The organism is Prochlorococcus marinus str. MIT 9211 (assembly GCF_000018585.1).
In the GTDB taxonomy this organism is placed as follows: Bacteria; Cyanobacteriota; Cyanobacteriia; order PCC-6307; family Cyanobiaceae; genus Prochlorococcus_D; species Prochlorococcus_D marinus_B.
Genome location: NC_009976.1, coordinates 1,161,403 through 1,185,600 on the forward strand (window position 1 = coordinate 1,161,403; position 24,198 = coordinate 1,185,600).

The 24,198-nt window shown below is 34.2% G+C and carries 24 protein-coding genes and 1 tRNA gene; 11 read left to right on the forward strand and 14 right to left on the reverse strand.

The features are described 5' to 3' along the window. Positions 1–6 precede the first annotated feature (6 nt). From P9211_RS06255 to P9211_RS06295, 9 genes are all read left to right on the forward strand, one after another. Entirely contained in the window at positions 7–714 is a 708-nt protein-coding gene (locus P9211_RS06255) for a cytidylyltransferase domain-containing protein (protein ID WP_012195839.1), read from the forward strand. Continuing rightward, positions 711–1,469, forward strand: coding sequence for an HpcH/HpaI aldolase family protein (locus P9211_RS06260; RefSeq protein ID WP_012195840.1), 759 nt, complete (start codon positions 711–713; stop codon positions 1,467–1,469). The genes P9211_RS06255 and P9211_RS06260 overlap by 4 nt, the downstream gene beginning before the upstream one ends. 10 nt (positions 1,470–1,479) lie before the next feature. Beyond that, entirely contained in the window at positions 1,480–2,433 is a 954-nt protein-coding gene (locus P9211_RS06265; RefSeq protein ID WP_012195841.1) for an NAD(P)-dependent oxidoreductase, read from the forward strand. A gap of 51 nt (positions 2,434–2,484) precedes the next feature. Continuing rightward, entirely contained in the window at positions 2,485–4,224 is a 1,740-nt protein-coding gene (locus P9211_RS06270; protein ID WP_012195842.1) for a hypothetical protein, read from the forward strand. A gap of 78 nt (positions 4,225–4,302) precedes the next feature. Beyond that, a complete protein-coding gene (rfbG, locus tag P9211_RS06275; RefSeq protein WP_012195843.1) occupies positions 4,303–5,403 on the forward strand; it encodes a CDP-glucose 4,6-dehydratase in 1,101 nt (366 codons plus the stop codon). Next, the gene (locus tag P9211_RS06280; protein WP_012195844.1) at positions 5,394–5,825 is read left to right on the forward strand and encodes a hypothetical protein; all 432 of its coding nucleotides are present in this window, start codon (positions 5,394–5,396) and stop codon (positions 5,823–5,825) included. The genes rfbG and P9211_RS06280 overlap by 10 nt, the downstream gene beginning before the upstream one ends. Beyond that, positions 5,822–6,583 (forward strand): glucose-1-phosphate cytidylyltransferase, encoded by a 762-nt coding sequence (gene rfbF, locus P9211_RS06285; RefSeq protein ID WP_012195845.1) that lies wholly within the window; start codon positions 5,822–5,824, stop codon positions 6,581–6,583. The genes P9211_RS06280 and rfbF overlap by 4 nt, the downstream gene beginning before the upstream one ends. Next, on the forward strand, positions 6,577–7,500 hold the full coding sequence (locus P9211_RS06290) for an NAD-dependent epimerase/dehydratase family protein (RefSeq protein WP_012195846.1): 924 nt from the start codon (positions 6,577–6,579) through the stop codon (positions 7,498–7,500). The genes rfbF and P9211_RS06290 overlap by 7 nt, the downstream gene beginning before the upstream one ends. Beyond that, positions 7,493–8,413 (forward strand): glycosyltransferase family 2 protein, encoded by a 921-nt coding sequence (locus P9211_RS06295; RefSeq protein WP_012195847.1) that lies wholly within the window; start codon positions 7,493–7,495, stop codon positions 8,411–8,413. The genes P9211_RS06290 and P9211_RS06295 overlap by 8 nt, the downstream gene beginning before the upstream one ends. Before the next feature lie 21 nt (positions 8,414–8,434). On the opposite strand, the gene P9211_RS06300 is transcribed toward P9211_RS06295, so the two are convergent. Beyond that, positions 8,435–10,048 carry a hypothetical protein gene (locus P9211_RS06300; RefSeq protein ID WP_012195848.1) on the reverse strand — a complete coding sequence of 538 codons (1,614 nt, stop codon included), beginning with the start codon at positions 10,046–10,048 and terminating at the stop codon, positions 8,435–8,437. 188 nt (positions 10,049–10,236) lie between these two features. Here P9211_RS06300 and P9211_RS06305 point away from each other — a divergent pair, with 188 nt between their 5' ends. Further along, entirely contained in the window at positions 10,237–10,995 is a 759-nt protein-coding gene (locus tag P9211_RS06305; protein ID WP_012195849.1) for a 3-deoxy-manno-octulosonate cytidylyltransferase, read from the forward strand. Here the strand turns inward: P9211_RS06305 and P9211_RS06310 are convergent. From P9211_RS06310 to P9211_RS06370, 13 genes are all read right to left on the reverse strand, one after another. Then, positions 10,970–11,707, reverse strand: a complete 738-nt coding sequence (locus tag P9211_RS06310; protein WP_012195850.1) for an aldolase/citrate lyase family protein — start codon at positions 11,705–11,707, stop codon at positions 10,970–10,972. The two genes, P9211_RS06305 and P9211_RS06310, sit on opposite strands and share 26 nt — an antisense overlap. Then, positions 11,697–12,722: a 4Fe-4S binding protein gene (locus tag P9211_RS06315; RefSeq protein WP_012195851.1), complete on the reverse strand. Its 1,026-nt coding sequence runs from the start codon at positions 12,720–12,722 to the stop codon at positions 11,697–11,699. The genes P9211_RS06310 and P9211_RS06315 overlap by 11 nt, the downstream gene beginning before the upstream one ends. A 54-nt stretch (positions 12,723–12,776) precedes the next feature. After that, positions 12,777–13,538, reverse strand: coding sequence for an HAD family hydrolase (locus P9211_RS06320; RefSeq protein WP_012195852.1), 762 nt, complete (start codon positions 13,536–13,538; stop codon positions 12,777–12,779). A gap of 6 nt (positions 13,539–13,544) precedes the next feature. Next, complete coding sequence (locus tag P9211_RS06325; protein ID WP_012195853.1) at positions 13,545–14,336, reverse strand: aldolase/citrate lyase family protein; 792 nt, start codon at positions 14,334–14,336, stop codon at positions 13,545–13,547. After that, complete coding sequence (locus tag P9211_RS06330; protein WP_012195854.1) at positions 14,336–15,115, reverse strand: hypothetical protein; 780 nt, start codon at positions 15,113–15,115, stop codon at positions 14,336–14,338. The genes P9211_RS06325 and P9211_RS06330 overlap by 1 nt, the downstream gene beginning before the upstream one ends. A 219-nt stretch (positions 15,116–15,334) precedes the next feature. Then, entirely contained in the window at positions 15,335–17,035 is a 1,701-nt protein-coding gene (gene dld / locus P9211_RS06335) for a D-lactate dehydrogenase (RefSeq protein WP_012195855.1), read from the reverse strand. 132 nt (positions 17,036–17,167) lie between these two features. Further along, positions 17,168–17,240 (reverse strand) — tRNA-Ala (locus P9211_RS06340). Between the two features lie 27 nt (positions 17,241–17,267). After that, entirely contained in the window at positions 17,268–17,876 is a 609-nt protein-coding gene (gene lexA / locus P9211_RS06345) for a transcriptional repressor LexA (protein ID WP_012195857.1), read from the reverse strand. A 67-nt stretch (positions 17,877–17,943) separates the two neighbouring features. Next, positions 17,944–18,900 (reverse strand): ornithine carbamoyltransferase, encoded by a 957-nt coding sequence (argF, locus tag P9211_RS06350; RefSeq protein ID WP_012195858.1) that lies wholly within the window; start codon positions 18,898–18,900, stop codon positions 17,944–17,946. 67 nt (positions 18,901–18,967) lie between these two features. Further along, complete coding sequence (gene ftsH / locus P9211_RS06355; RefSeq protein WP_012195859.1) at positions 18,968–20,827, reverse strand: ATP-dependent zinc metalloprotease FtsH; 1,860 nt, start codon at positions 20,825–20,827, stop codon at positions 18,968–18,970. Between the two features lie 108 nt (positions 20,828–20,935). Continuing rightward, on the reverse strand, positions 20,936–22,033 hold the full coding sequence (gene ribD, locus P9211_RS06360; RefSeq protein ID WP_012195860.1) for a bifunctional diaminohydroxyphosphoribosylaminopyrimidine deaminase/5-amino-6-(5-phosphoribosylamino)uracil reductase RibD: 1,098 nt from the start codon (positions 22,031–22,033) through the stop codon (positions 20,936–20,938). After that, a complete protein-coding gene (locus tag P9211_RS06365; protein WP_225866199.1) occupies positions 22,026–22,574 on the reverse strand; it encodes a DUF3122 domain-containing protein in 549 nt (182 codons plus the stop codon). The genes ribD and P9211_RS06365 overlap by 8 nt, the downstream gene beginning before the upstream one ends. Beyond that, positions 22,546–22,809, reverse strand: a complete 264-nt coding sequence (locus P9211_RS06370; RefSeq protein ID WP_012195862.1) for a hypothetical protein — start codon at positions 22,807–22,809, stop codon at positions 22,546–22,548. The genes P9211_RS06365 and P9211_RS06370 overlap by 29 nt, the downstream gene beginning before the upstream one ends. Before the next feature lie 90 nt (positions 22,810–22,899). On the opposite strand from P9211_RS06370, the gene P9211_RS06375 reads away from it, so the two are divergent. Next, positions 22,900–24,180 carry a bifunctional cobalt-precorrin-7 (C(5))-methyltransferase/cobalt-precorrin-6B (C(15))-methyltransferase gene (locus P9211_RS06375; protein WP_012195864.1) on the forward strand — a complete coding sequence of 427 codons (1,281 nt, stop codon included), beginning with the start codon at positions 22,900–22,902 and terminating at the stop codon, positions 24,178–24,180. Positions 24,181–24,198: the final 18 nt, after the last annotated feature.

Consider the following 24,198-nt stretch of genomic DNA (forward strand, 5'->3'; position numbering starts at 1 on the left):
AAAAAAATGTATAAAGGAAATCTACCAAGAGTCATAGCGGTTGTACCAGTCAAAAAGGTTTCCGAGAGAGTACCTAATAAAAACTTTAGAGAATTTACCAAAGATGGTTCTTCTCTATTAGATATACTTTTAGAGAAGTTATTAAAGATAAAGACTGTAGATCATATATACATTAGTACAAACTATCAAGATTTAAGCATTGAAAGCGATAATAAAATCAGTCTTATAGACCGAGATGATACTTATTGCAATAACATAACTTCTTGGAGTGATGTTATCTATAATATAGTTAACTCTATTCCTGAAGATGATAACTCAATAATACTATGGTGTCATACAACAACACCACTTTTCGATGAGTACCAAAAAGCATTGAATAAATTTATAGACCTAGATAAAAATAATTTCAATTCTTTAGTAGTTGTAGAAAAACTTAAAGAATTTATTATAGATGATAAGGGCAGGCCCTGGAATTATTCCTATGGAGTATGGCATCCCTATTCACAGAATCTACCTTCCCTATACAAAATATCAGGTTCTTTATTCATAAATTATCTTGCGGAAATGAAAAAGACTAGATACGTTATAAATACAAAGCCATTCTTATATGAAATTGATTCAAAGTATGGAATTGACATTGATACAAAATGGGAGTTTAAGATGGCACAAATTCTGAATGACAACAAAAATGAACTTAATAATATTGAGAAATGAATTTTAGAGAAAAGCTAATAAAAAGAGAAAAAGTCCTAGGCACATGGGTTACAAGCCCATCCGTTCATAGCTTAGATTCAATTTGCTCTACTGGAATTGATTTTGTGATTCTTGATCAAGAGCATGGGACAATTGCTTTTGGTGACTTGCTGCCCCTAATCAATACGGCTAAGGCTCATAACTGTTTCGCGATGGTTAGGCCTTCATCAATTAATAAAGATTCCATTCAACAAGCCTTAGACAATGGAGCTCATGGTATACAAGTACCAAATGTTGAGAATGTACAGGATGCAATGCTAGTAGTAGATTATGCTAAGTACCCACCAATCGGTTCTAGAGGTTATTCCCCATTTGTACCAAGTTCAAATTATCAGAACAATGGGCCATCATGGAATATTCAAATGAATGAACTTCTTGTTACTGGAATCAATGTAGAAGGCAAAGAAGGAATAGAGAGTATAGATTCTATTATGTCTATCGATGGGATAGATATTATATTTGTTGGTCTATTTGATTTGTCGAAAGCTTTAGGGATAGCTGGTGAGGTTCAAAATCAAATAGTTATTGATAAACTTAAAGATGTTATAAAAAGTGCCAAGAAGCATAAAAAATCAATCGGGACAATTGCTACATCATTTGATCATATGAAATTTCTAATGAGCATAGGAGTTAACTTTATTGTTCACATGGTAGATATGAATATATTAAATGAGTCATATAAAATGATACATAATTCATTTAAAGAAAACCTATAAAAGAATCAACATGCAGAATGATATAGTATCAGTAACAGATCATATAAAAGATTATATTGTTGAAAGAGATATTCTTGGAGAATACTTTTCAGATCAATTAACTAGTCAGACTACAATAGCTTTAGTTTGGCATGAAGTAATCAATCAAGATTTTCTATCAAAATATCCAAGTATTAGAGCAATTGTAAGATATGGAGTTGGCTTTGACAATATAGATCTAGAAATCTGTAGAAAAAGAAAAATAATTGTTGTAAATACTCCTGACTATGGAATTGACGAAGTATCTGATACTGCTCTAGCGATGATCTTATGTTTAACAAGAAAAATTAATTCCTTTCAAGAATTTGCCAAAGAAGATGAATATTCTTGGAGCGGGAAAGATATACCCTTCCCTGTTAAAAGGATACGAGATATGAGCCTAGGGATAATTGGTCTTGGTAGGATAGGCGGCTGCTTAGCTAGGAAATTCACAGCATTATCAAATAATGTTGGATTCCACGACCCTTACCTGCCTTCAGGCGTGGAGAAAGTCCTTGGATTAAAAAGGTTTCAGAGTTTGCAAGATTTACTTCGAAATTCGGATATTGTTTCAATTCATACTCCTCTTAACCATGAGTCAAAAGGGTTAGTCAATGAAGACTTCATATCAAACATGAAGGATGGTTCTTACCTAATTAATGTTTCAAGAGGTGCCATAGTGAAAGACAAGAGCATAATCTATGATGCTCTTGTCTCACACAAATTAGAAGGATATGGGACCGATGTATGGACACAAGAGCCTCCAACAGACAAAGATCAGTTATATATAAATTGGAAAAAAGAAAATGCTTATGCAGGTAGAATAATAATTAACCCGCATACTGCCTACTATAGTCACGAATCATTAGAAGAGGCTAGGACCAAGGCCTGCAAAAATTGTCTAAATATTATTAAAGGCAGAAATATTATTAATAGGATTGTTTAACTAATGAGCATTAATTTAGCATCAAGAAGATTAAATTAGTAAAAATTTGCCATGAAAGAAGCCAATGAAATTTTGCATATTCTTGTAAAGGAGACTGATAAAGATCGAATTAATCTAAAAAATACAAGCCATTACTCTATAACACCATTAATATCTACTGAATGGTTATTTCAAAGTCAAGTAAATAGTCATCCCAATCCCAATAAAACAGCTTCTTTGTCAGCAAATTTATTAGAGAGGGTAGAGGCAGCAACAACCCTAATAAATAATTTAATAGAGAATTGTACAACACTAGATTGTATCAATTCGATCGAGGAGCTAATGGCACCTTACCTTCACGTAAGACTATCCTCTTTTTACTACCTAGAAAGTATAATACCTAATTCGAAAAGATATTCATTATTTAATAAAGGTAAGTGGATTGTTTTAACTAATAAAACAGATCTAATTATTGGTATAGAGAATATTCTTATACAAGACAAAGGTAGTTCCTTAGTCAGTACATATAGATATAGTAGACTATCGTCAAACCTATTAAGCAGTTGCCTGATAAGGCTACAAAGGTACCTAATTGGGTTTAGACTAAATTCTAAACAAAAACATTATTTTCTTTCAGACAGATCCTCATATTATTTCCCCAAAATAAAAGATAAGCTAAAAAAAGAAAATAAGAGATTAATTACTTTTCAATGTACTAAAGATTTAAGAAAGATTTTTATTTTGATGTTAATTAACATCGTTAATTTAATTTTTAAGCGGAGCCGTGCTCCTATTAGGATGATACTCCACCCCTATGAAGAGAAGACTAAGCTAAGTAGTAAAGTAATCCTAAGGTTAATTAAAAAAGTACCATTAGAACTAATTCCGGAAAAATACAAAGGAATTTTGGCATTAGATATATCAAACTATCTTAACCTTACAATTTCATATATTGATTATTTAAGTACAATTTTTAAAGGGAGAAATATAACCTCTATCTTTCATAGCACTAGATACCCTGATCTGTATGCTTTAGCCTCTACTTTAGAAAAGGCCAAAGGTAAGATGTATCTCATATCGCATGGAACACATACTCTTCAAATGAAAGGTTCACCTTCTTTCATTGCATCTAGACAGCTAGCATTAGGAGTTCTTTACTCTAATTTAAAATCTATTATACATTGCAGTCAGTCAATATTTACTGATAATTACTTCGATTCCATTGGTTACAAGTATTTAAATATATTACCTCTAGGTCAAGTAACTATTAATAATAAAATTCCTTGTGAGGGAACAATAAAGAATTCTAAGTTAACGATTTTACATGCATCAACTTTTAAACCTGAAGGTGTAAGGCGTTATTATTTCGAATCTTCTTATGAATACTTAAGTGGCCTAGTAAATATTTGTGAAAAGCTTGCTCCAATTAAGGATGATATTGAATTTATTGTAAGAGTCCGTTTTCATGAGAATGAAGTGAACAAGATTTATCTAGAAAATATTCTTCGTCGGTTTTCACAATTTACCAGACTATCGAGTAATAGCACTCTTAAAGAAGATCTATATAAATCAGATTGCCTAATAGCACACTCATCAACAACACTAGAAGAAGGCTTTAACTCTTCTATACCTGTAATGAGTATAGGGAAAACCAGTTATGATCACCTTTCATATTATAAACAGCTTAAACTTCCAAATAACCATCCTAAGTATCTTCAACTTCAAAGGATTGAAAAACTACTAATGAGAACTTTTATTTACAGTACTAATCCATTAGAAGGTCGTAAAAACAATTTCTTAGATGTCATATAATTTTCATAGTTTGCTTTAAATCTAATACGATATTTTAGAAACTAATCCCTATATGATCTCGCATGTTATTATTGATAAATGAATCTGAACACAACATTCAAAAATAAAAGAGTAGTTGTAACCGGTCATACTGGCTTTAAAGGTTCATGGCTCTCAATTTGGCTATTATCCCTTGGAGCAAAAGTATATGGAATAGCACTAGATCCTCCTAGCTTGCCTTCTCTTTTTGATGAAGCATTAATGAGTGAGAGAGTAGTGGATAATAGAATTAATATAAAAGATACTAATAAAGTTATTGAAATTATAGACGAAGTTAAACCTGACTTTTTATTTCATTTAGCTGCACAACCTTTGGTAAGAGAGTCATACCTTGACCCAGTTGAAACATGGCACACAAATGTGTTAGGTACAGTTAATGTTCTAAATGCTCTTAGGGTAGTAAACCATAGATGTACAGCCATAATAATTACAAGTGATAAGTGCTATGACAACCAGGAATGGTTATGGGGTTATAGAGAGTCTGATAAGTTAGGAGGAGGAGATCCTTATAGTGCCTCTAAAGGATCTGCAGAGTTAGCATTTAGTTCTTTTTATCGTTCTTATTTTCATGACAATAATAGTAAGGTAACTATAGCTTCAGCAAGAGCAGGTAACGTTATAGGAGGAGGAGATTGGGCCAACAATAGAATAGTCCCAGACTGTATAAGAGCTTGGACACAAGAGAGAGAAGTTTCTATTAGAGCTCCATATTCAACAAGACCATGGCAACATGTGCTTGAGCCCCTAAGCGGATATCTTTGCCTTGCACAACAATTAACCTCAGAAAGTTTGCTTAATGGGGAGTCATTTAATTTTGGCCCAACATCTTCTCTGAACTATTCAGTTCTAGATGTTGTGAATGAACTAGCTAAAGGATGGTCATACAATTTATTGGATATAGAAGAAAAGAGTGAATCAAAAGCTAATGAATCAGCACTTCTAAAATTAAATTGTGACAAAGCCTTGGCCCAATTAAGCTGGCAATCTACACTTAACTTCGAATCAACTCTACTGTATACAAGCTCATGGTATTTAGATTATTATTCAGAATCAAAATCTATAGACCCTTATGAGCTTTGTCTTAAACAGATTAATTCTTACTCTGCCGAAGCCAAGTTAACTGGTAACAAATGGATATAAGTAGCAGTCAAAAAATAATACAAATGCCTCTAAAAAGAATAGGAGTAGAAGGAGGAGATGTTCTACATGTACTTAAATCAACAGACAGACAATATAATTGTTTTAATGAAGCTTACTTCTCAATAATAAAGTCTGGATCAATCAAAGCATGGAAAAAGCACCAAAGAATGACCCTTAACATTGTCGTTCCTATAGGAAATGTACAATTCATATTTTATGAAGATCAAAAGCTCATACTAAATACCATAATCGGAGAAGATAACTACTGTTTACTGACTATCAGACCTGGAATCTGGTTCGGATTTAAAGGTTTATCTGAAAGCGATAGTTATATACTAAATATTGCTGACATTATTCATGATGGCAATGAAGTGGAAAGACAACCACTGAATTTCCTTAAGTTCTTACCTGTTCAAAAATGAAAGTAGTAATTTTAGCAGGCGGTTATGGCACTAGGCTCTCCGAATATACTGCTGTTATACCAAAACCTATGATCAGAATTGGTGATAAGCCAATTATTGAACATATAATGAATATATACTCAAAATATGGCTTGAATGATTTCTATCTAGCTCTGGGTTATAAAGCTGAGATCATAAAAGATTATTTTTATAACTACCAAATCCTAGACTCTGACTTTAAAGTTGATCTTGCTAGTGGAGCTGTAGTCCCTTACCAAAGGCATTCACCAAATTGGTCAGTCAGCCTAATAGACACTGGTAAAGACACAATGACTGGGGGGAGAGTCTTAAGGCTAAAGAAGTATATTAATAACGAGACATTTTTATTAACTTATGGCGATGCTGTAAGCGATATAGATATCAATGAAACAATAAAATTTCATAAGTCACATGGCAGGTTGGTTACTGTCACAGGGGTGAGGCCGACAGCTAGGTTTGGAGAACTAAATATATCAAAAACAAATCAAGTTACTAGCTTTAGGGAAAAGCCTCAACTTGAAGAAGGATGGATTAACGGTGGATTTTTTGTAATAGAACCTGAGTTCCTGGATTATATTTCAGGAGATTCAACAATCCTAGAGAAAGAACCATTAGAAAGAGCTGCAAAAGACTCGCAGTTGATGGCTTACTTACATCAAGGCTACTGGCAATGCGTAGATACAAAAAGAGATAAGGATATGCTTGATAAGTTAATAAGTGAAGGTTCTAAAATATGGTAATTAAAAAGAGTGCATTAGTTTCTGGGGGTTCGGGCTTTATTGGTTCTCATGTTATAGATAGCCTATTAGAAGATGACTATAATGTAATCAGTATTTCGAAGAATCAACCTATAGGTACCAAATATAACCCAAAAGCTACTTATATAGTCCATGATATAACCAGACCAATACCTAAGAATATATTAGAAAGAATATCTAATGTAGAATACATAGTTAACTGCTCAGGTTATATCGATCACAGAAGTTTTGAAAGTGGCGGTCAATCAGTATTCGATAACAATATGAAGTCATTAATTAATTTAGTGGAAATAGCCAAAGCTATACCTTTAAGAACTATGATTCACTTAGGATCGAGCGACGAATATGGCGACATAGGTTCACCTATAGATGAAAAAGCAAGAGAAAAACCTATATCTCCCTATTCCCTAAGCAAAGTAATGTGTTCACATTATCTTCAACACTTGTTTAGATCAAAGTCTTTTCCTGTAATCATACTAAGACCATTTCTTATATATGGTGAGAAACAAAAAACTGATAGATTTCTTCCATTTATCATCAAAGAGTGCATAAACAAAAAAGAGTTTAAGGTAACAGAAGGTTATCAATTAAGAGATTACTGCTATGTAAAAGACTTTACATCTGCAATTAGAAATTGCATAGAAAACAAAAGTGCCTATGGTGAAATAATTAATATAGGATCTGGAAAGCCTATATCTATTAGAGAAGTTACAAACAAAGTGGTTAATATTATAGGTTATGGGAAACCCCTTTATGGTGAAGTAGCTTATAGAGATTCAGAAAGTATGGCTCTATACCCTAACCTAGAAAAGGCAAAGAGTATACTCAATTGGTCTGCTAACTATGAAATGGAAGATAGCCTCTATAGTGTGATTAATTGGTATAAGAATAATGTATAAACAGCCACTAATAAGCATAATAATGAATTGCTTCAATGGTGAAGAATTTCTTTGTGAAGCAATTGATAGTGTAATAAACCAAACATATAGCAATTGGGAGCTGATATTTTGGGACAACCTTTCTACTGACAATTCAAAGAGTATAGTACTTAGTTATCAAGATGAAAGAATTAAGTATTACAAGGCTGGGAAGAGGACAAATCTTGGGGAAGCAAGAGCACTTGCCTATAATAAAATAACAGGTGAGATGTTAACAATCCTAGACTGTGATGATATATGGATGCAAAATAAATTAAGTGAGCAAGTAAAATACTTCAAGCAGGAAGAGGTGGGCATCTGTTACTCAAATACAATATTTTTCAGCCATAAGAACCAAATGAAGTTATACACGGATGACATTCGGATCAATGATAGTACAGATAGTTTAATAACAAATTATCACATTTCCCTTGAGACAGTAATGCTAAGAGTGAGAGACCTAAAAAAATTGGAAAAAGCTTTTGATCCTGACTATAGCCATATATCTGACTTCGATTTAATAACAAGATTGTCTAAGGTAACTAAGATTGTATATGTGCCAAAGACTTTGGCCATGTATAGAATCCATGCTCAAAGTGAGGGCAATAAAAAGCCCAGATTGTTTGATATAGAGAAATTAAAATGGGCAAAATGTAACCTTGTAAATAATCTTTTTTCTTATGAAAAAATGGCCCTAGAAGAGTTACTAAGGATTATAAAGGCTAAGACTAGAATGGAGAGTTTATTCCCAAGCTACAAAGATATGAAAGATCTTTTCTTTAACTATAAAATAAGGAAAAACCATTTATTTGTAATACTTTCCTTTATTCCAATAGTTGGCTATATTTCAATGAAATTTAGGAATTATCTATATAATAAGAAATGGCTATATTAAAGTTTAAGTATTTATTCCAACTCAAATTCTAGTTAGAAACTCCTTTTTAAAGTGATTTATATGTATAGGTGGATTTCTTAGATAGGATGTGGTTATTGCTATAACATTAGCCTTTGACTCTAATGCTAAATTTACATATGATGAGTTGCTAAAGATGCAAAATTCTGTATAGCTGATTGACTCTAAGATAGATTCTTGTTTAGAGTTTATTATTTTAAAATTAGGTAATTCTAAATTAGATTCTCTCCTTAGCTTTTTTAATTGCCTAAGTGCTTCTGTTAATGATATGCTTGGATGTAAACGTAAATAAAAATCATTATGCTTTAACTCAGCATAAGTTATTTGACTGTAGTTATAATGATGGAAGAAACGTCTTAAACAAATATAGATTTCCTGAGACTCAGAATGAGAGAAGTAAGTAATATATCTAGATTCTGATGGGGGAGTTTCTCTTATAGAAAGTTGTGGTGATTTATATCTTTTCAAAGATATCCTAGCCAAAGAAAATGATGATTTTGAACTATTATTTTTTGTGGCTTCCTTTAGTTCCAATAAGGATGTTTTATCTTGTAGCATAAAGTTGTTGACTGCACAAAACCCCATTTCTTGTTCAAACTGTGTTGGCTTATACTGAGGTAAAGAGTTAAGTGAATAGGCAAATCCATAATAAGTAATTATGTTAGATGCGAGTTCAGGGATAAAATATTTAGAGTTTAAAAGACCAATACTCAGTGACTTGTTATAAATTTGGTTTTCCTGCCAGAGATATATTCTCTCAGACCTATATCTTTTAAGAATTGCATCTGCTGAATAATAGTTTAATAGAGAATAATAACGTTGATGTAAACTCGAGAAAGCTTTAAATGAAGCTATGAAAGAAGAATATGAAAAATACCTCACATATGATAACTCATAGAAATGAATCAATACTAATCTATATATGGCCTGGAGAATATGAATAGGTTTAATAAAGTCTAAGGCTGAATGAATATTTCTAAATCTAAAAGTAGATAGAATTCCGAAGGTTATAAATTTAAATCCATAAAAGGAAGTAGCTAATGCAGAGTTAATATTAGATTGATCGTTAAAGTCAGGATAATAATATTCTATGGATTTTTCTTCTTTTGTTTTCCAGAAATAAATAGTATACAAATCATTTTTTAAGGAATCTATTTCTCTTCTATTAAAAGGGGAAGGTAAAGCATACTTATAGAAAGAGTATAGAGTGGTAAGTAAAATAATTCCAATTAAATCAATGGTTGACTTGAGTATTTTTATTAGGAGAATGAGAAATGAAGTGGCTATATACTTGAAATCCTTAAAGGTAAGTATCAATTTTAAAGCATATAATTTACCTATCCTATAGGCTATTTTTTCTTCTTCATTTAAAGAAGCGAATAAATCGGCTGATATAGTATGATTAGTTGAACCTAAAATAAACATTGTTTGTAAAGGAGTAGTGTCTAAACCTCCAATGTCCCTATCACAAATAAAGGAAAGTAATAAGTATCTTTTCCTAGAATATAAAGATTTACTAGATATCTTTCTGAACTCATTTAAGCGAGATAGCGCTAAGAAAAGTTTATTTGCTTCTGTGAAAGAAACTATAAAAGGTTCCTGCCTGTCAAGAAACATGTTTTAGAAAATATGTATTGTTTGCTTTAAAGTTAACATCTTAGTAATTTACTAGTTTGATAATACAATAGCACATTTATATTCTTGTTAAAATAGGTTTATATTTAATCAATGTGAAGCTACGCAAGTATATGATTTCTATAAAAATAATTTCAATTTTTGCTAGAATTTAGAAAATCATTTATCTAATGGTCAAAAGCAATAATTCCAGTTGGGTCCTCATTATTCCAGCGAGGCTAGATTCAAAACGTCTGCCAAGCAAACCTCTGATAAAAATACTAGGCAAGACAATCATTGAAAGAACCTATAGCCAGGCATTAAAAGCAGTAAAGGACAAAAACAAAATCATAATTGCAACAGATTCCTTAGAAATAAAGAAGCATTGTGATGATATCAATGCCAAAGTTTGCCTAACTTCTAAAAATTGTCTAACTGGAACTGACCGAGTTGCCGAAGTAGCCAAGCATATTGAAGTAGATCAATATATAAATCTTCAGGGCGATGAGCCAATTTTCCCAGTCAGCGAATTGAACGAATTTATTAATAGCGTCAATGTCAATAACAAATTTGTTTATACGGCTGTAAAGAGGATAACTTCAAAGGAAGAATTTTTTAATAGTTCAATCCCTAAAATGGTCTTTACAAAATCAAAAAACTTGCTTTATTCTTCTCGTGCTCCTATACCATCTAATAAACAGAGTTCTTTTAGTTTCGGTTATAAGCATATTTGTATTTATGCTTTTAATAGATTACATTTAGAAGCTTTTTCTCAATGCATTAAAAAAACAACTTTTGAGGATGAAGAAGACCTTGAAATTAATAGGTTTTTAGAGTTAGATATAAGAGTTAAATGTATTGAATTGAAGAATTCAGGAAAAGCTGTTGACAATGAATCTGATTTAATAGATGTGACAAAAATCATCAGCAGTAATCCCTCATTATACTAGTATATTCAATTACATCACTATTCAATGAGTTAAAGAATTTCGATGTATCTACAGAGGCGATAGGATATTGTACTCCTAGTTCCAATAAGATCTTCAACTCATCCAATGTCCTGTAAATAGCAAGCATTTTCTTTTTATAATGCTTTGAAAGTTTTAATAATTCTCTAAGTTGGTTAATAACAGGTTCAGAGAAGATATCTCCCTTGCAAGATAGCTCAACCGAAATATCATATGCTCCAAAATATACAAAATCAATATAAGAATCAGCTAATAAATCATCTGATGATTTAATACCCTTTAAAGATTCAATCAGAATTCCTATATTAGGATTATGGTCTTTAGCAGGTGATGCTTTCCCATAAGAAAATCTATGGACAAATGGACTGAAACTTCTATTACCTGCAGGGTATAACAGAGCATTACTTTTTAAACTATCTATTTGTGATGTATTTTCAATATGTGGGAAAAGTATTCCATCAACACCTGAATCAACAAGTTGATTCAAATATGGATAGTTTATAGAAGGTACTCTAACAATTGTAAGCAAGTTATTAGATTGTGCAGCAAAAAGACATTTTTGAACAGTTTGATGGTCATGCAGACCATGTTCTAAATCTAATATGGAAAGATCAAAGCCTGACTTGCCAATAATATCCGTAATTAGCTCAGAAGAAAGTATTTGCCAGATTCCTAGGCCTGATCTAAAAGTCATAACCAAGATTATTAGAAATTAATTTATGTGCTGATGAAACAGCATCATATATATTATGACTAGTATCTCCTAAAATTATAGACTGAATCTCATTTTTAACTATTTTTCTAGCATGCGTTCCTATAGTAATTCCTGAGAAGTTAACTTCACATTGACGAGCGAGTTGTCCAGTTAAGGTATTAGTACCACCTGATATAAGAACAGGCATTTTGCTAAATTTTCTGTCTTTTAATTTCAGTTCTTTATTTATGATATCTGCTATTGCTACTGCCTGAAGAGTAGTATTAAAGTCATCTTTACCTCCACTCATTGGTATCCCATCTGCTTGTATAATTATGCGATCATCTGCTATTTGCTGTGCTTGTTTAATTCGATCTATTAAATGTACATTTGTCATATGATATCTATCTAGGCACATAGATACCATTCCATTTGGGACTGCTTCACATACAGTTTTCCATTCATTCATAGTAGTTTTATCATCAGGAACACCAGCATGCAGCTCAATACTTTCAGCTCCAGCATCAACGCATTGAGGAAGTATCAAGGAAAGTTCTTTAGCATTATGCCTATAAGTAATAGCTGAAGCTGCAGGGGGGCATACTGCCTCACAATTACCACATCCTATGCATAAGCTATCTACAATTTCTAGCGTTGAAGGAATAGCATCTGTTGGACAAACAGGGATGCATAAATTACATTTTACGCAATCATCAGTGATAATTGCCTTTCTAACATGATGGTCTCCAGGCATCCCAACACTTACGGTAATAAAAGGAGGGTCTTTAGGGTCTGACCAGTATGGATTAGGATAGGAGTACGCAGAATCAATACCTTCCTTGCAAGCCCTGACTACATCAGGACTAGCAGAAACATCGAACCCCTTACATCCAGCCAAGGTATATATAAAGGATAGTTTTCTGACTTCATTGATGTCTTCATTACCTGCGCCACAAACCAGCTTAAAAAAAGATCCCGTCGACAAAAGCTCCTTATATCTCGCGAATCTATCCATCGATCAATTAAATACATGTAGATAATAACATTTTTAAAGGTAAAAGGAATTAACCTACTGTTGATTGACAATAATTTCCTTTAGGGTTTGAACTGATGAAGGATTAATTGAAAGTAATTCTTCTAATCCTATTTGACCTGTTGCTACAAGTATTGAACCCGCTAATTCTGCTTTGTTGGCCATAATATAATCCATTTTCGCATCTCCTATTGCCATAACATTATTAGGAGATAAACAAAGAGATTTACAAACCTGCAAAGCTGGTTCTCCTGTAATCTTTTTCCCATACCCAGAATCTCCGCCTAAAATAATCTCGAAAATATTCATTAATTCTAATTTTTGTAAAGTGGAAATAGCGTTATACTCCTTATCACTTGTAACCAATGCAAGCTTAACTCCTAATGAATATAATAGCGTGGCAAAATTTAGTGCTGATTCTAATGGCTTAATATAATTATTAGATTCTATTTTGAAGCCTAATTGAACTGATTCAAAGATTAAGTTTATTTCTTTTTCTGTAGATTGTATTGAATGATTATATAAATATCTTAAAACAGCATCTATAACTTCATCCCTACTTTTTATAGCTATTGGTCCCTCTGGCAAAAGTCGATTAGATGAGCTGTCAAATCCCATTGATAGCATAAGGCTATGCAAATATGATTTTGGGAGTTTAAACTCTTTTAAAAGAATATTAGCCCTCCTTAAGATAATTTCTTTCCAGTAGATATGACTATCTGTAAGAGTACCATCTTTGTCAAAGATGACAGCCTTGATGTTTTTATAAGTTCTCTGGTTTACACTAATATCTACCATATTAATTCATTCAATCCTGGCTTTTATTACACCTATCCTAATATTCTCTTCTGCTGATCGAAGTTCATATAAGGCCCTCTTATATCTTAACCAAGCAAGTTCAAACTGTAGTCCTTTATTGATAATATCTACAAAATATTCCCTTGAACAGTTTTTTGAAGATCTAAAGGTACATTTCCTAGACTCAAAAGAATCGAGTCCAAAAGAACTTAGTCGGTCTATAAATTCAAAACTATTTGTTGACAAATTACCGCCTACGGTAAATCCTATAGACCTTGAGGATGCCTTTGTATGAATTTGTTTGGCAATCTCAAAAATTTCTAGCGAGTTAACATCACTTATATTTAAAGAAGCGGAAAGGTCTGTCCTACCTAAGACAATAGAAGAGATAGGCAGTTTATAGGAATCGATAGTCTGTAAAATCGAATCAAAATTTTTAACTGCTAATTTTGTCTCTATGTTTACAAAAAGCTTCGGTTTCTGTTTTAATACATGGAAAACAGGCAAAAGTTTCGAGAAAGTCTCTGAACAAACTTCTACAGCAAATGAGGACTCAACCATTGGTATTAAAATATTAGAAGCTCCTAATTGAAAAGCTTCATAAATATCTCTACTTGCAGACGGTCCTCCCACTTTTAGAGTAAGAGGAATTGAGTATTTACAACAAAGTTGAGATAATACAGATAGCTCTTCGATACGAGTTCCTTCTGCCTCAAATTCCGCCTTAATAGCCAATAATTGACTTGTTTTAGAAAGATCTAGAAGACTATTCTCTAAAACAGATAAATACGTTTTCATTAAACTAAACTCTCAATTATAAAATTCATCATATGCATTTGCCTCTTGTTTACATAACTATGTTTAAAGTGCATTGAATTATTCATAAGGTCAAGTAGCTTGGCTTCTATACTTTGAAAGTTTAATATTTTTCTAGAGAGTTCATCTATAGAAAAACCTTCTCTTGATATAGTAAACAAGCCTGTTTTGATAAAATCAGGCTTAATATTAGCTTTGCCTAGACAATGAAGACTTTGATTACTTATTCCTCCACTTATAGAAAAAGAATGTCCAGAGTCTTTTAATGGCTTAGATATCTCCAAAATAATATGATTAATCTGATTTTCATAGTCTGAAACTTCATAAGAGGATGTTCTTATGTTTCTTGAAGACCTAATTAAGCTTCTACGATTAAGATTAAAAATAAGATTTGATCGTTTCAAAAAAGATGGTATTGATAACTTCTTAACATCCAAAAGCATCTCTAGAGCATCTTTTGTACATATGTCTATAAAGATTTTATGCTTAGCCAAAAGACTTAAATCATCAGAAAAGACTTTCTCAAGTGCAAGAAAGATCTTGGAAACCGAAAATAACGATTCAACAAGAGGGAATTCATACGCTTCAACTCCAAGATTCCTAGCCTCCTGAAGGTCTCTTATTGACTCAGATCCCCCCATCATTGAACAAAATAGGAACCCATTAACATGAGAGTAATTTCGTAGCATTAAAGTCTCTGAAATGTCTAGCCCAAATAAATGCTCACTAGCATTTAAGAAAATCAAATTATTTTCACTCATCAAGATTTCTCTGCCTCTGCCTAATTTAAAAGAATATATACATTATTGCAATAGATTTAAACTATGATGAAACTATAGGATGGCTATATCCATTGCTTTAGAAAATAGATTTAGTCTATAATCATAATATAGTAGACACCAGACTAGGTTTGGGTTGAAAAAATGAATTACTTTTAATCTTCTCAATAAATATAACTTAGCGTTAGATTTATAACTTTATTAAGCATAGTATTTATTTTTCGACATCTTTCCTATTCCAGCATTAAATGAATTGGTTGGGTCTATCTTCTTATAAAAGTTAGACAAGTCATGTTCAGCAAAGTACAAGTGGCCGACATTATGTTCTGCAGGGTATTTAGCTCCTGCTTTATCTAAGACTGATAAAATTTCTTTCTTGATTTTAACAAGGTCTGATTCTGAATTAAAGACGAAATCCCAATGAAAAACCATGCATAGGAAATGTCCCATTTGAAAAGAAGCTTCTGACTCTAAAAACGCACTTTCAGGAAGAATTTCATGCCAATTTTTGTTGTTCCTAGGCAAAGCAACATCTAAGGGAAGCAAGCTAGTTGTTTGATCTTCATTAATAATGCAAAACCTCTTTGGTGCAATTCCTGCTACATATCTATGTAAAAGCAAATCTTCACCTTCGGACTGAGAGCATTCGAGAAATTTAACATCACTAGTATTATTTATTTTTTTGGCAAGCATATCTCTAGTCTCTTCTATACATAGATCACTAGACTTAATTATTAGAAGGTGAGAGTATGCATGTCTATATTGCCTTATTCTGACTGGAAGGTGATCTGGTAACAGTTGAGCGTGGTTATGCAATATCTTTTCAAATAAGTTTTTCTTAGCAAAGGGAAGCCGATCAAAAAATAAATCAAATCGTTTTTTAAGTTTAAATAGCCTAGGCATAAATCTCTGACCAAAATATTTAATTATTAGAAATGTATCTTTCCCATATTTATCTGCTCCATCAAAAAAGCTTTTATGCATATACTCTGCCATGTCAGGCAGTTGATCAAAAGAAGTTAGTATTTCTTTCCGTATTTGACTAAAGTTACCTGGATTATTTGTCCCCACCAAAAAAACCTGCTCATTTTTTGGCTTTATAAAAGTATCCAATCGGACTGCAAATACAGCAATTTTACCAGCGCACCCACTAGAATCATACAAACGTCTTTTATCAGAGTTAAATCTAGCGGGTATTTTAGAAGTCATATCTCGTAAACGATTTTTATATTCATAATCAGAGGCTTTTCTGTGAGTGTACGGTAAATTATTCTGATCAAATTTAGCATTTTCAAGATTACATAATATCTCTTGTGGTGTTTCACCAAGATCAATACCAAGGTTATTAATTAATTCCAATTCTCCGTTTTTATCTACAGATGCATAAAGAGATAATTCAGTATATGCAGGACCTCTATTAACTAAATTTCCTCCAGAATTATTACATATGCCTCCTATTATAGAAGCCCCAATACATGATGATCCTATCAATGAATGAGGCTCCCTCCCATAATCTAACAAAATATTTTCTAGATTTGATAGCGTAGAGCCAGGGAGCGCAATGACTTGTTTGGCATTATTTAATAATATTATTCTATCAATAGCTAATGTATTTATAATTACTACATCTCGATCATAAGTATCTCCATCAGGAGTTGAGCCTCCTGTAAGTCCTGTATTCGCTGCCTGTATAATAACAATCTTATCTAAGAAAATACAAAGATTTAAAATATCCCAAAATTGAACTAGGTTTTGAGGTAAAACAACAAAGCTTGCTATCCCTTTGCCTACTCGTATACCCTCTCTATAACTTTTAGTTTGACTATTACCTGAGAGAATATTTTCTTCATCTAAAATCTGACTTAAACCCTTCTTTAATTCTTCTAGTCTGTCATCTCTCATCTAGCTACTTTCTTGGAAGGTTGATACTTAAGCTAAGTCTAGTATAGATAAAGTATATGAATTAGCAGGCACATTATTTTCGTCTAAGACCTTGAATATTTCTTCATTATAGCCTCAACAAGATAATAATTATGGAGCCAAGCGGACTTGAACCGCTGACCCCCTGCATGCCATGCAGGTGCTCTACCAGCTGAGCTATGGCCCCAGACCAGAAACTTTACACCCAAGTCAATTATGTTTTGCGCCAAACTGCCAAAAGTTTTCCTTGAATTTGCACTTGGTCTGCATCAATCTCTATAGGTTCATAAGCTGGATTGGCAGCTTCAAGACGAACTAAAGGTCCTTTACGAAAGAAATGCTTCAAAGTAGTCCCAGATCCAGGGACCATTGCGCTAACAACAGTCCCATTCCTAAGTGCAGATGGATCATTGACTGGCTCCATTAAAACCATGTCCCCATCGGCTATATAAGAATCAATCATTGAGTCACCATTAACTGTTAAAGCAAATATCCCTTTGGTCTGAAGAACAGTATTTAAATCAAGTGTTTCTTGGACATCATCAAATGTTTCCACTAAGCCTCCGGCAGCTACTGCGCCCAATACAGGGACCCCAGAGAAAGAGTCGCTAAGTAATTGCAAAGTTCTCGCATGACCTTCAGTCCATGTAATCCATCCTTTCTCCTGAAGATGGCGCAACCTACTTTGTATTGGAGCAGGAGAACGCAAACCCATCGCATTCATCATCTGCCTAATAGAAGGACTGTGATGATGCGTGCCTATATAGTCCGTTAACCATTCATAAAGCTCTTGCTGAGCTGGTGTAAGCGACTCTTCTCCCATAACCAATTCGTGTAATTCATTTGTTCTTCAATACATATGTACCTATAAAACTAATTTTTGGCAAATTTCACAGCCCTCCAAGTAAGGATGCCAACAGAGCCTGTTGTATATGCAGTCGATTCTCTGCTTGATGAAATATTTTACTAGCCTTACTTTCAATTAATTCATCAGTAATTTCTTCGCCTCTATGAGCAGGCAAGCAATGCAAAACTATTGCCTCTTGACTTGCTTCGCAAAATAAATTTTCATCTACAGTAAATTTCTTGAAAATTTCTTTTCGCTCTTGTTGCTCTTTTTCTTGGCCCATTGAAGCCCAAACATCCGTATAAATTGCATTGGCTCCCCTAACCGCTTCTACTGGTTCATTTAAAATTTGAAGAGTCGAGTCAAAAGAAGCCAAGGAACGTGCTTTTTCGACAACCCAGGCACTTGGCTCGAAACCAGAAGGGCATGCAACACGTAAATGAACCCCTAAAATTGCACCTAACAGAATCAGAGAGTTAGAAACATTATTTCCATCGCCTATATAAGCAAGCGTTAGACCTTTTAATTTACCAAAAGTTTCTTTAATTGTAAGGAAATCAGCCAATGCCTGACAGGGGTGCTCTAAATCTGTAAGTGCATTTATTACTGGAATTGAAGCCCAATTAGCATACTCAATAAGCTCCTCATGGGAATAAGTTCTTATAGCAAGAGCATCACAATAACGACTCAAAACCCTAGCAGTATCTTTTACAGGTTCTCCTCTCCCTATTTGGGTTGCTTGAAGACTTAAATCAACAACTTGTCCCCCTAAACGGGCCATTGCAACTTGAAAACTTACTCTTGTTCTTGTTGATGCTTTACTAAAAATTAGTCCTAATACACGATTACCAAGATCTATCCTCCTTTCTTCCTTCTTAAGTTGTATTGAAAGATTAAATAAAGCATTTATCTGCTCCATCTGAAAATCAGCAGATGATATCAAGTCCTTTCCTTTCAATAAAGAAAGCTCCCTAGCTACTCCTTGGGAAGAAGCGTCCATGTAGTTAGCACTAAAAAGCCTTTATCGGAGATTAAGGCCCCTTTCGTCAAGCCCTAATCAAAGAAAATTAAGGCAAAGTTGTTTCTGCAAGCATATCTTTAAGATCATTACCTTCAATAACTTCTCTTTCAAGAATCTTCTGAGCAATATTTTCAAGCAAAGGCAAGTTATGTCTGAGAATATTTAATGCACTCTCATGCGCATCATCAACAAGACCCCTTACTTCTTTGTCTATGGCTTGAGCAGTTGCATCACTAACTGCTCTTCTAGGGTTGTTAGTCCCACCAAGAAAAGCTCCTCCACCTTGTTTGTCATATGCCAAAGGTCCTAAGATCTCACTCATTCCATATGTGCCCACCATTTGTTCAGCAAGGTCAGTAGCTCTTTGTAGGTCATTTGAAGCGCCAGTTGTGATTTTGCCAAAGACAATTTCTTCTGCAGACCTTCCTCCTAGCAAAGTTGCTATTTGCCCCTTCAATTCCTCTTTGGAATTAAGGAACCTTTCTTCAGTAGGCAATTGCAAGGTATACCCAAGTGCGCTCATTCCTCTGGGAACTATAGATATCTTTGCGACCTTGCTTCCACCTGGCATTAAATGCCCAACAATTGCATGACCTACCTCGTGATAAGCAACAACTTTTTTTTCATCTTCTTGGAGGACTCTACTTTTTTTCTCTAAGCCTGCAACAACTCTTTCTATTGCCTCATTTAAATCTTGTTGCTCAACTTTATTTCTCTTATTTCTAGCAGCTAGTAATGCAGCCTCATTAACCATATTTGCAAGGTCAGCTCCAGCAAAACCACTTGTTGCTTGTGCAATCAAATCCAAATCAATATCATCAGCCAACTTAACTTTCTTTGTATATATCTCTAATATCGTCTTACGGCCTGAAAGATCTGGTCTATCTACCAATACCTGTCTGTCAAATCTGCCTGGCCTCAAAAGTGCAGCATCAAGTACTTCGGGCTGGTTAGTTGCCGCTAAAACTATTACTGGCTTATCTGCAGAAGCGAAGCCATCCATTTCAGTAAGGAGCTGATTAAGAGTTTGCTCTCTTTCATCGTTACCTCCTACAACACCCATTGAGCCAGACCTGCTTTTTCCAATTGCATCTAATTCATCAATGAAGATAATGCAGGGAGCTTTTTTCTTTGCCTGCTCAAATAAATCACGAACTCTTGCAGCACCAGCCCCAACAAAAAGCTCTACAAATTCAGAACCTGAAATTATAAAGAAAGGGACTTCAGCCTCTCCTGCGACTGCTTTAGAAAGTAATGTTTTTCCTGTCCCCGGAGGTCCAACCAACAACACGCCTTTAGGTATTCGTGCTCCTATATCTGAATACCTTTGTGGCCTTTTTAAAAAATCAACAATTTCTGTTAATTCATCTTTTGCTTCGTCCACGCCTGCTACATCAGCGAAAGTAACTCTGGATTCCTCATCAGGAACATAAACTTTTGCCTTGCTCTTTGTAAAACTCAATGCTCCTTGAGCTCCACCACCACCCATACTTCTTCGAGCAAAAAACTGAAGAACTAAGATGAAAATCAGTGGAGGTACAACCCAACTAAGGATGGTTGTAAAGATGTTTGGTTTTTTAGGAGGAGCTGCTGCAAATTCAACCCCTTTACTTTCTAAACGCTGAGGAAGATCCATATCAAAGATTGGCGTAGTGGCCAATACTGATGGAGAGTCTTCTGCTGGTGAAGAAAGCTCATATCTAATTTGTTCTTGAGTTATGTATGCCCTTTTTACTTCACCATCATTAACTTGATTAATAAAAAGAGAGTATGGAACTCTGGGAACTTGCATATTTTGATTTGGAAAGAAGCTGCTAAATAACAACAGAGCTCCAAACCCAATCAAAACTAAGTTAATAATTCCAAAACGCCGATTTGGTTGATTCTCGTCTTGACGAATCGGCATGGGATCAAAAATTCGATTGAATACCAAACTAAACAAATATCATCAAATCCGTTGATTGATCTAAGGCGTAAGAACCGAACGCTTTCTATCTATATCAGGCTATTGAGCCTATTCCAAAAAAGTATTTAATACAAAATCTTTACCACTTTTTGCCAAAGAAACTTCTTTTAAGATCAGGGCCTGGTCCAAAGAATCAAAGCCGAAATTTCCAAGGAGAGTCATTGCAGGCAAGCCCCCTAACAATTTAGGGGCCATAAAAATAACAATCTCTTGAACACAATTTTGCTTTATTGCACTGGTAGCCAAAGAGGGGCCGCATTCCCACAAAATTCTGTTGCAGCCTTTTTTTGCAAGTTCTTCAAGCAATTCTCTTGGATTACTTTCGTGAAGTTTTAGTTTTTCTACATTTTCAGGCAATTCCTGAATAAGCGGTAATGCGTTTTCATTACTGAAAGCAACAAGGGTTTTTGCACTTTCAGTCCTCCAAATTTGAGCGCCAATGGGCAAGGAAAGGCTTTGACTAAAAACAACTCTTAAAGGCTCAGGATTTCTTAAACCTCTACTAGTCAAAAGAGGGTCATCGGCTCTAAGGGTACCCCCACCGATAATTACAGCATCACACTTGGCTCTAAGAGCATGGACCTTTTCTCTTGCTTCTTGTGAAGTTATCCATTTACTTTTCCCATTAGATAAACCAGTTCGACCATCAAAACTCATTGCTAATTTCAGTATGCCCCAAGGCCTACCTGTTTTAATTCTAAAAATGAAGGCCCTATTCTGAAATGAAATTTCTTCTTTCAGAATTCCAGTAATTACTTCTATACCAGCTTCCTTTAACAAACGTATGCCATTCCCTGACACTCTTGGATCAGGGTCTTGCAAGCCAACAACTACTCTTGAGACCCCGGACTCAATAATAGTTTTAGTGCAAGGTGGCGTTAACCCATAATGGCAACAAGGCTCAAGAGTAACTAAAAGAGTCCCTCCCTTTGCCGCATCACCAGCTTGCCGTAAAGCCTCTACTTCAGCATGTGGACTACCAGCTTTTGAATGAAAACCTTCTCCTATCAAGAGCTTGTCAGGATCAAGAACCACTGCTCCTACTAATGGATTCGGATTTGTCTCACCATCTGCCAATTGAGCCAATTGGAATGCACGTTGCATCCAATAAAAGCATTCTTCAATATTCAAATCTTTTTTAGTCATTTGATAAGTTATTTTCAATTAAAGACCGCCATTCTTCTACGACATATGGAGGAACTGGTAATTCATCAAATCCTCCTTTCAAAGATAATCTTAATGGTCGATTGTTACTTAAATCTATGAGTAAAGGTGTTAGATTAAATTCTGCAGCCGCCTCTCTAGTATCTTTGAGTAATAGACTATTTTGTAATGTTATATCATCAAGATCCCAGCTCCTAATTCCAGATTGAACATTTAATATTGCAGGGTGAGACAAGCGTAGGCTTCCTGGAAAGCCTACAATTCTCAAAGTAATGGACTTCTCAACAAGATTTTTGGCATACGCAACTACTTGCCAAGTTTGATAATCAAGATCTCTAAGGCTTTCTAAACTTCTTTGGGTTTCTTCACCATCTATATTTCGTGTTGTCTCTAATTTTGCATCCAAAGCTGAAGGGTTAAAAAGCAAAATTGTTATTGCTAAAAAGAATAAGAGTCCTAAAAAGAATCCTTTAAAAGTTTTTTTTGAAATGATTTTAGCTGTTCTCACTTTGTTCCGAGTCAAGCAACGCGTCCAAAGTCATTGCAGATCGAACTAAGGACTGATATTTCTCAAGAATACGTCGATTGTGGTCAATCCATCTAGCTGGATCAATCTCTCTATTACTGCCATTCAAACTCCGCGCATCAGTATTCATAAGCTCTAAATCCTCTTGTCTATTGATAAGTGCCACTAAAAGCTCATGCTGACGTTGTCGTCTTATTGAATATTTATCGTTATGAAAGGTTGTTTTTTCCACGGAGTCTTGTAATTGAAGATTTAGGCCTTGAGCTAAGAACTCATTTAACTTGTATAAGAGACCTTTTAGGTGGACCGAAAGAATACACCAATGAACAGATCTTCAAAGCCAATCTATGTGATAGGAATTTGCGCTGGGGGGGTTGAAAAGCTTCCATTGTCACTTCAAGAGCTAATTGTCTCAGCCGAGAGAATTGCTTGTCCTGCAAGGATCTTGACGCCCTTGACTAATTGGTGGCATAAAACAGAAGTCGGCAAAAAGTTACCAGAATTATTTGATAGCACAAATACAAATGAGCTAATTCACTGGCTCAAAAGCCAAAATCAAAAAACTATCTTATTAGCCAGTGGCGATCCACTTTGGTTTGGTATAGGAAGAGTATTAATTGAAAACTTACCAAATCGTGAAATTGTTTTTCACCCCTCAACAACATCTTTGCAGCTTGCTTTTGCTAGAATAGGTAGACCTTGGCAAGATGCCTCTTGGATTAGTCTTCACGGGAGGGATCCAAGCCCTCTTATAAACCTTCTAAAGAAAAGGCCGAATGCAATAGCAATACTAACCGATCCTAAATTAGGTAGCCCAAAGCAAATTAAACATATTCTTGAATCAGCTGAACTAGATAAAATCTACACTTTTTGGATATTTGAAAGGCTTGGTCATTCTGAAGAGCGGATCTATAAGATCATGCCTTCTCAAAAACTGCCCGAATCAATAGATCCTTTAAATATAGTTGTCCTAATAAAAGAAAGTATCCCTATACATCAAAAGACTGACTTACCCCTATTTGGTATTGAGGATGGTCTATTTATTCAACATGATGATCGTCCAGGTCTTATGACTAAAAGAGAAGTTAGGGTCCAAATTCTTGCAGATATTGAGTTACCTGAAGAAGGAGTAATTTGGGATATCGGTGCTGGTGTAGGGAGCATAGGACTAGAAGCCCTGAGAATAAGACCAAAACTAAAACTACTTCTAGTAGATAAAAGAGTTGGTAGCCAAAAGCTAATTAATGAAAATGCAGTAAGGCTTTCTGTTAAACCTTCAGTAATTATTGAATCTGATATAGAAAGATTATTAGAGCAAGGAACTATTCCAAAAAATGTATCTAAAGCTGACAGAATAATACTAGGAGGAGGAGAAAAAAGAGATCTGATTGGGCAATTACTCGAAAGGCTAAATCCCAAGGGAATTATTGTAATCCCTTTAACAACTTTACAATCAATTGATCAAATAGAAAAAATATTTAATGACTGGGGTTGCATATTAAAAATTAGTCAGCATCAAAATTACAGAGGAATTAAAATAGGCAAAGCAACAAGACTTTCACCTATGAACCCAGTATTTATTTTAAAAGCCAAGTTAATCTAGAAAAAATTTAAAATCTAT

Excerpts from the sequence above, each read along its gene's own strand:
- P9211_RS06305 (WP_012195849.1), top strand. The coding sequence starts at position 10,237 with ATGGTCAAAAGCAATAATTCCAGTTGGGTCCTCATTATTCCAGCGAGG.
- P9211_RS06260 (WP_012195840.1), top strand. The coding sequence starts at position 711 with ATGAATTTTAGAGAAAAGCTAATAAAAAGAGAAAAAGTCCTAGGCACA.
- P9211_RS06315 (WP_012195851.1), bottom strand. The coding sequence starts at position 12,722 with ATGGATAGATTCGCGAGATATAAGGAGCTTTTGTCGACGGGATCTTTT.
- P9211_RS06280 (WP_012195844.1), top strand. The coding sequence starts at position 5,394 with ATGGATATAAGTAGCAGTCAAAAAATAATACAAATGCCTCTAAAAAGA.
- dld (WP_012195855.1), bottom strand. The coding sequence starts at position 17,035 with ATGAGAGATGACAGACTAGAAGAATTAAAGAAGGGTTTAAGTCAGATT.
- ftsH (WP_012195859.1), bottom strand. The coding sequence starts at position 20,827 with ATGCCGATTCGTCAAGACGAGAATCAACCAAATCGGCGTTTTGGAATT.
- rfbG (WP_012195843.1), top strand. The coding sequence starts at position 4,303 with ATGAATCTGAACACAACATTCAAAAATAAAAGAGTAGTTGTAACCGGT.
- P9211_RS06255 (WP_012195839.1), top strand. The coding sequence starts at position 7 with ATGTATAAAGGAAATCTACCAAGAGTCATAGCGGTTGTACCAGTCAAA.
- P9211_RS06265 (WP_012195841.1), top strand. The coding sequence starts at position 1,480 with ATGCAGAATGATATAGTATCAGTAACAGATCATATAAAAGATTATATT.
- ribD (WP_012195860.1), bottom strand. The coding sequence starts at position 22,033 with ATGACTAAAAAAGATTTGAATATTGAAGAATGCTTTTATTGGATGCAA.
- P9211_RS06270 (WP_012195842.1), top strand. The coding sequence starts at position 2,485 with ATGAAAGAAGCCAATGAAATTTTGCATATTCTTGTAAAGGAGACTGAT.
- argF (WP_012195858.1), bottom strand. The coding sequence starts at position 18,900 with ATGGACGCTTCTTCCCAAGGAGTAGCTAGGGAGCTTTCTTTATTGAAA.
- P9211_RS06295 (WP_012195847.1), top strand. The coding sequence starts at position 7,493 with ATGTATAAACAGCCACTAATAAGCATAATAATGAATTGCTTCAATGGT.
- P9211_RS06330 (WP_012195854.1), bottom strand. The coding sequence starts at position 15,115 with ATGAGTGAAAATAATTTGATTTTCTTAAATGCTAGTGAGCATTTATTT.
- rfbF (WP_012195845.1), top strand. The coding sequence starts at position 5,822 with ATGAAAGTAGTAATTTTAGCAGGCGGTTATGGCACTAGGCTCTCCGAA.
- P9211_RS06320 (WP_012195852.1), bottom strand. The coding sequence starts at position 13,538 with ATGGTAGATATTAGTGTAAACCAGAGAACTTATAAAAACATCAAGGCT.
- P9211_RS06310 (WP_012195850.1), bottom strand. The coding sequence starts at position 11,707 with ATGACTTTTAGATCAGGCCTAGGAATCTGGCAAATACTTTCTTCTGAG.
- P9211_RS06290 (WP_012195846.1), top strand. The coding sequence starts at position 6,577 with ATGGTAATTAAAAAGAGTGCATTAGTTTCTGGGGGTTCGGGCTTTATT.
- P9211_RS06300 (WP_012195848.1), bottom strand. The coding sequence starts at position 10,048 with ATGTTTCTTGACAGGCAGGAACCTTTTATAGTTTCTTTCACAGAAGCA.
- lexA (WP_012195857.1), bottom strand. The coding sequence starts at position 17,876 with ATGGGAGAAGAGTCGCTTACACCAGCTCAGCAAGAGCTTTATGAATGG.
- P9211_RS06375 (WP_012195864.1), top strand. The coding sequence starts at position 22,900 with ATGAACAGATCTTCAAAGCCAATCTATGTGATAGGAATTTGCGCTGGG.
- P9211_RS06325 (WP_012195853.1), bottom strand. The coding sequence starts at position 14,336 with ATGAAAACGTATTTATCTGTTTTAGAGAATAGTCTTCTAGATCTTTCT.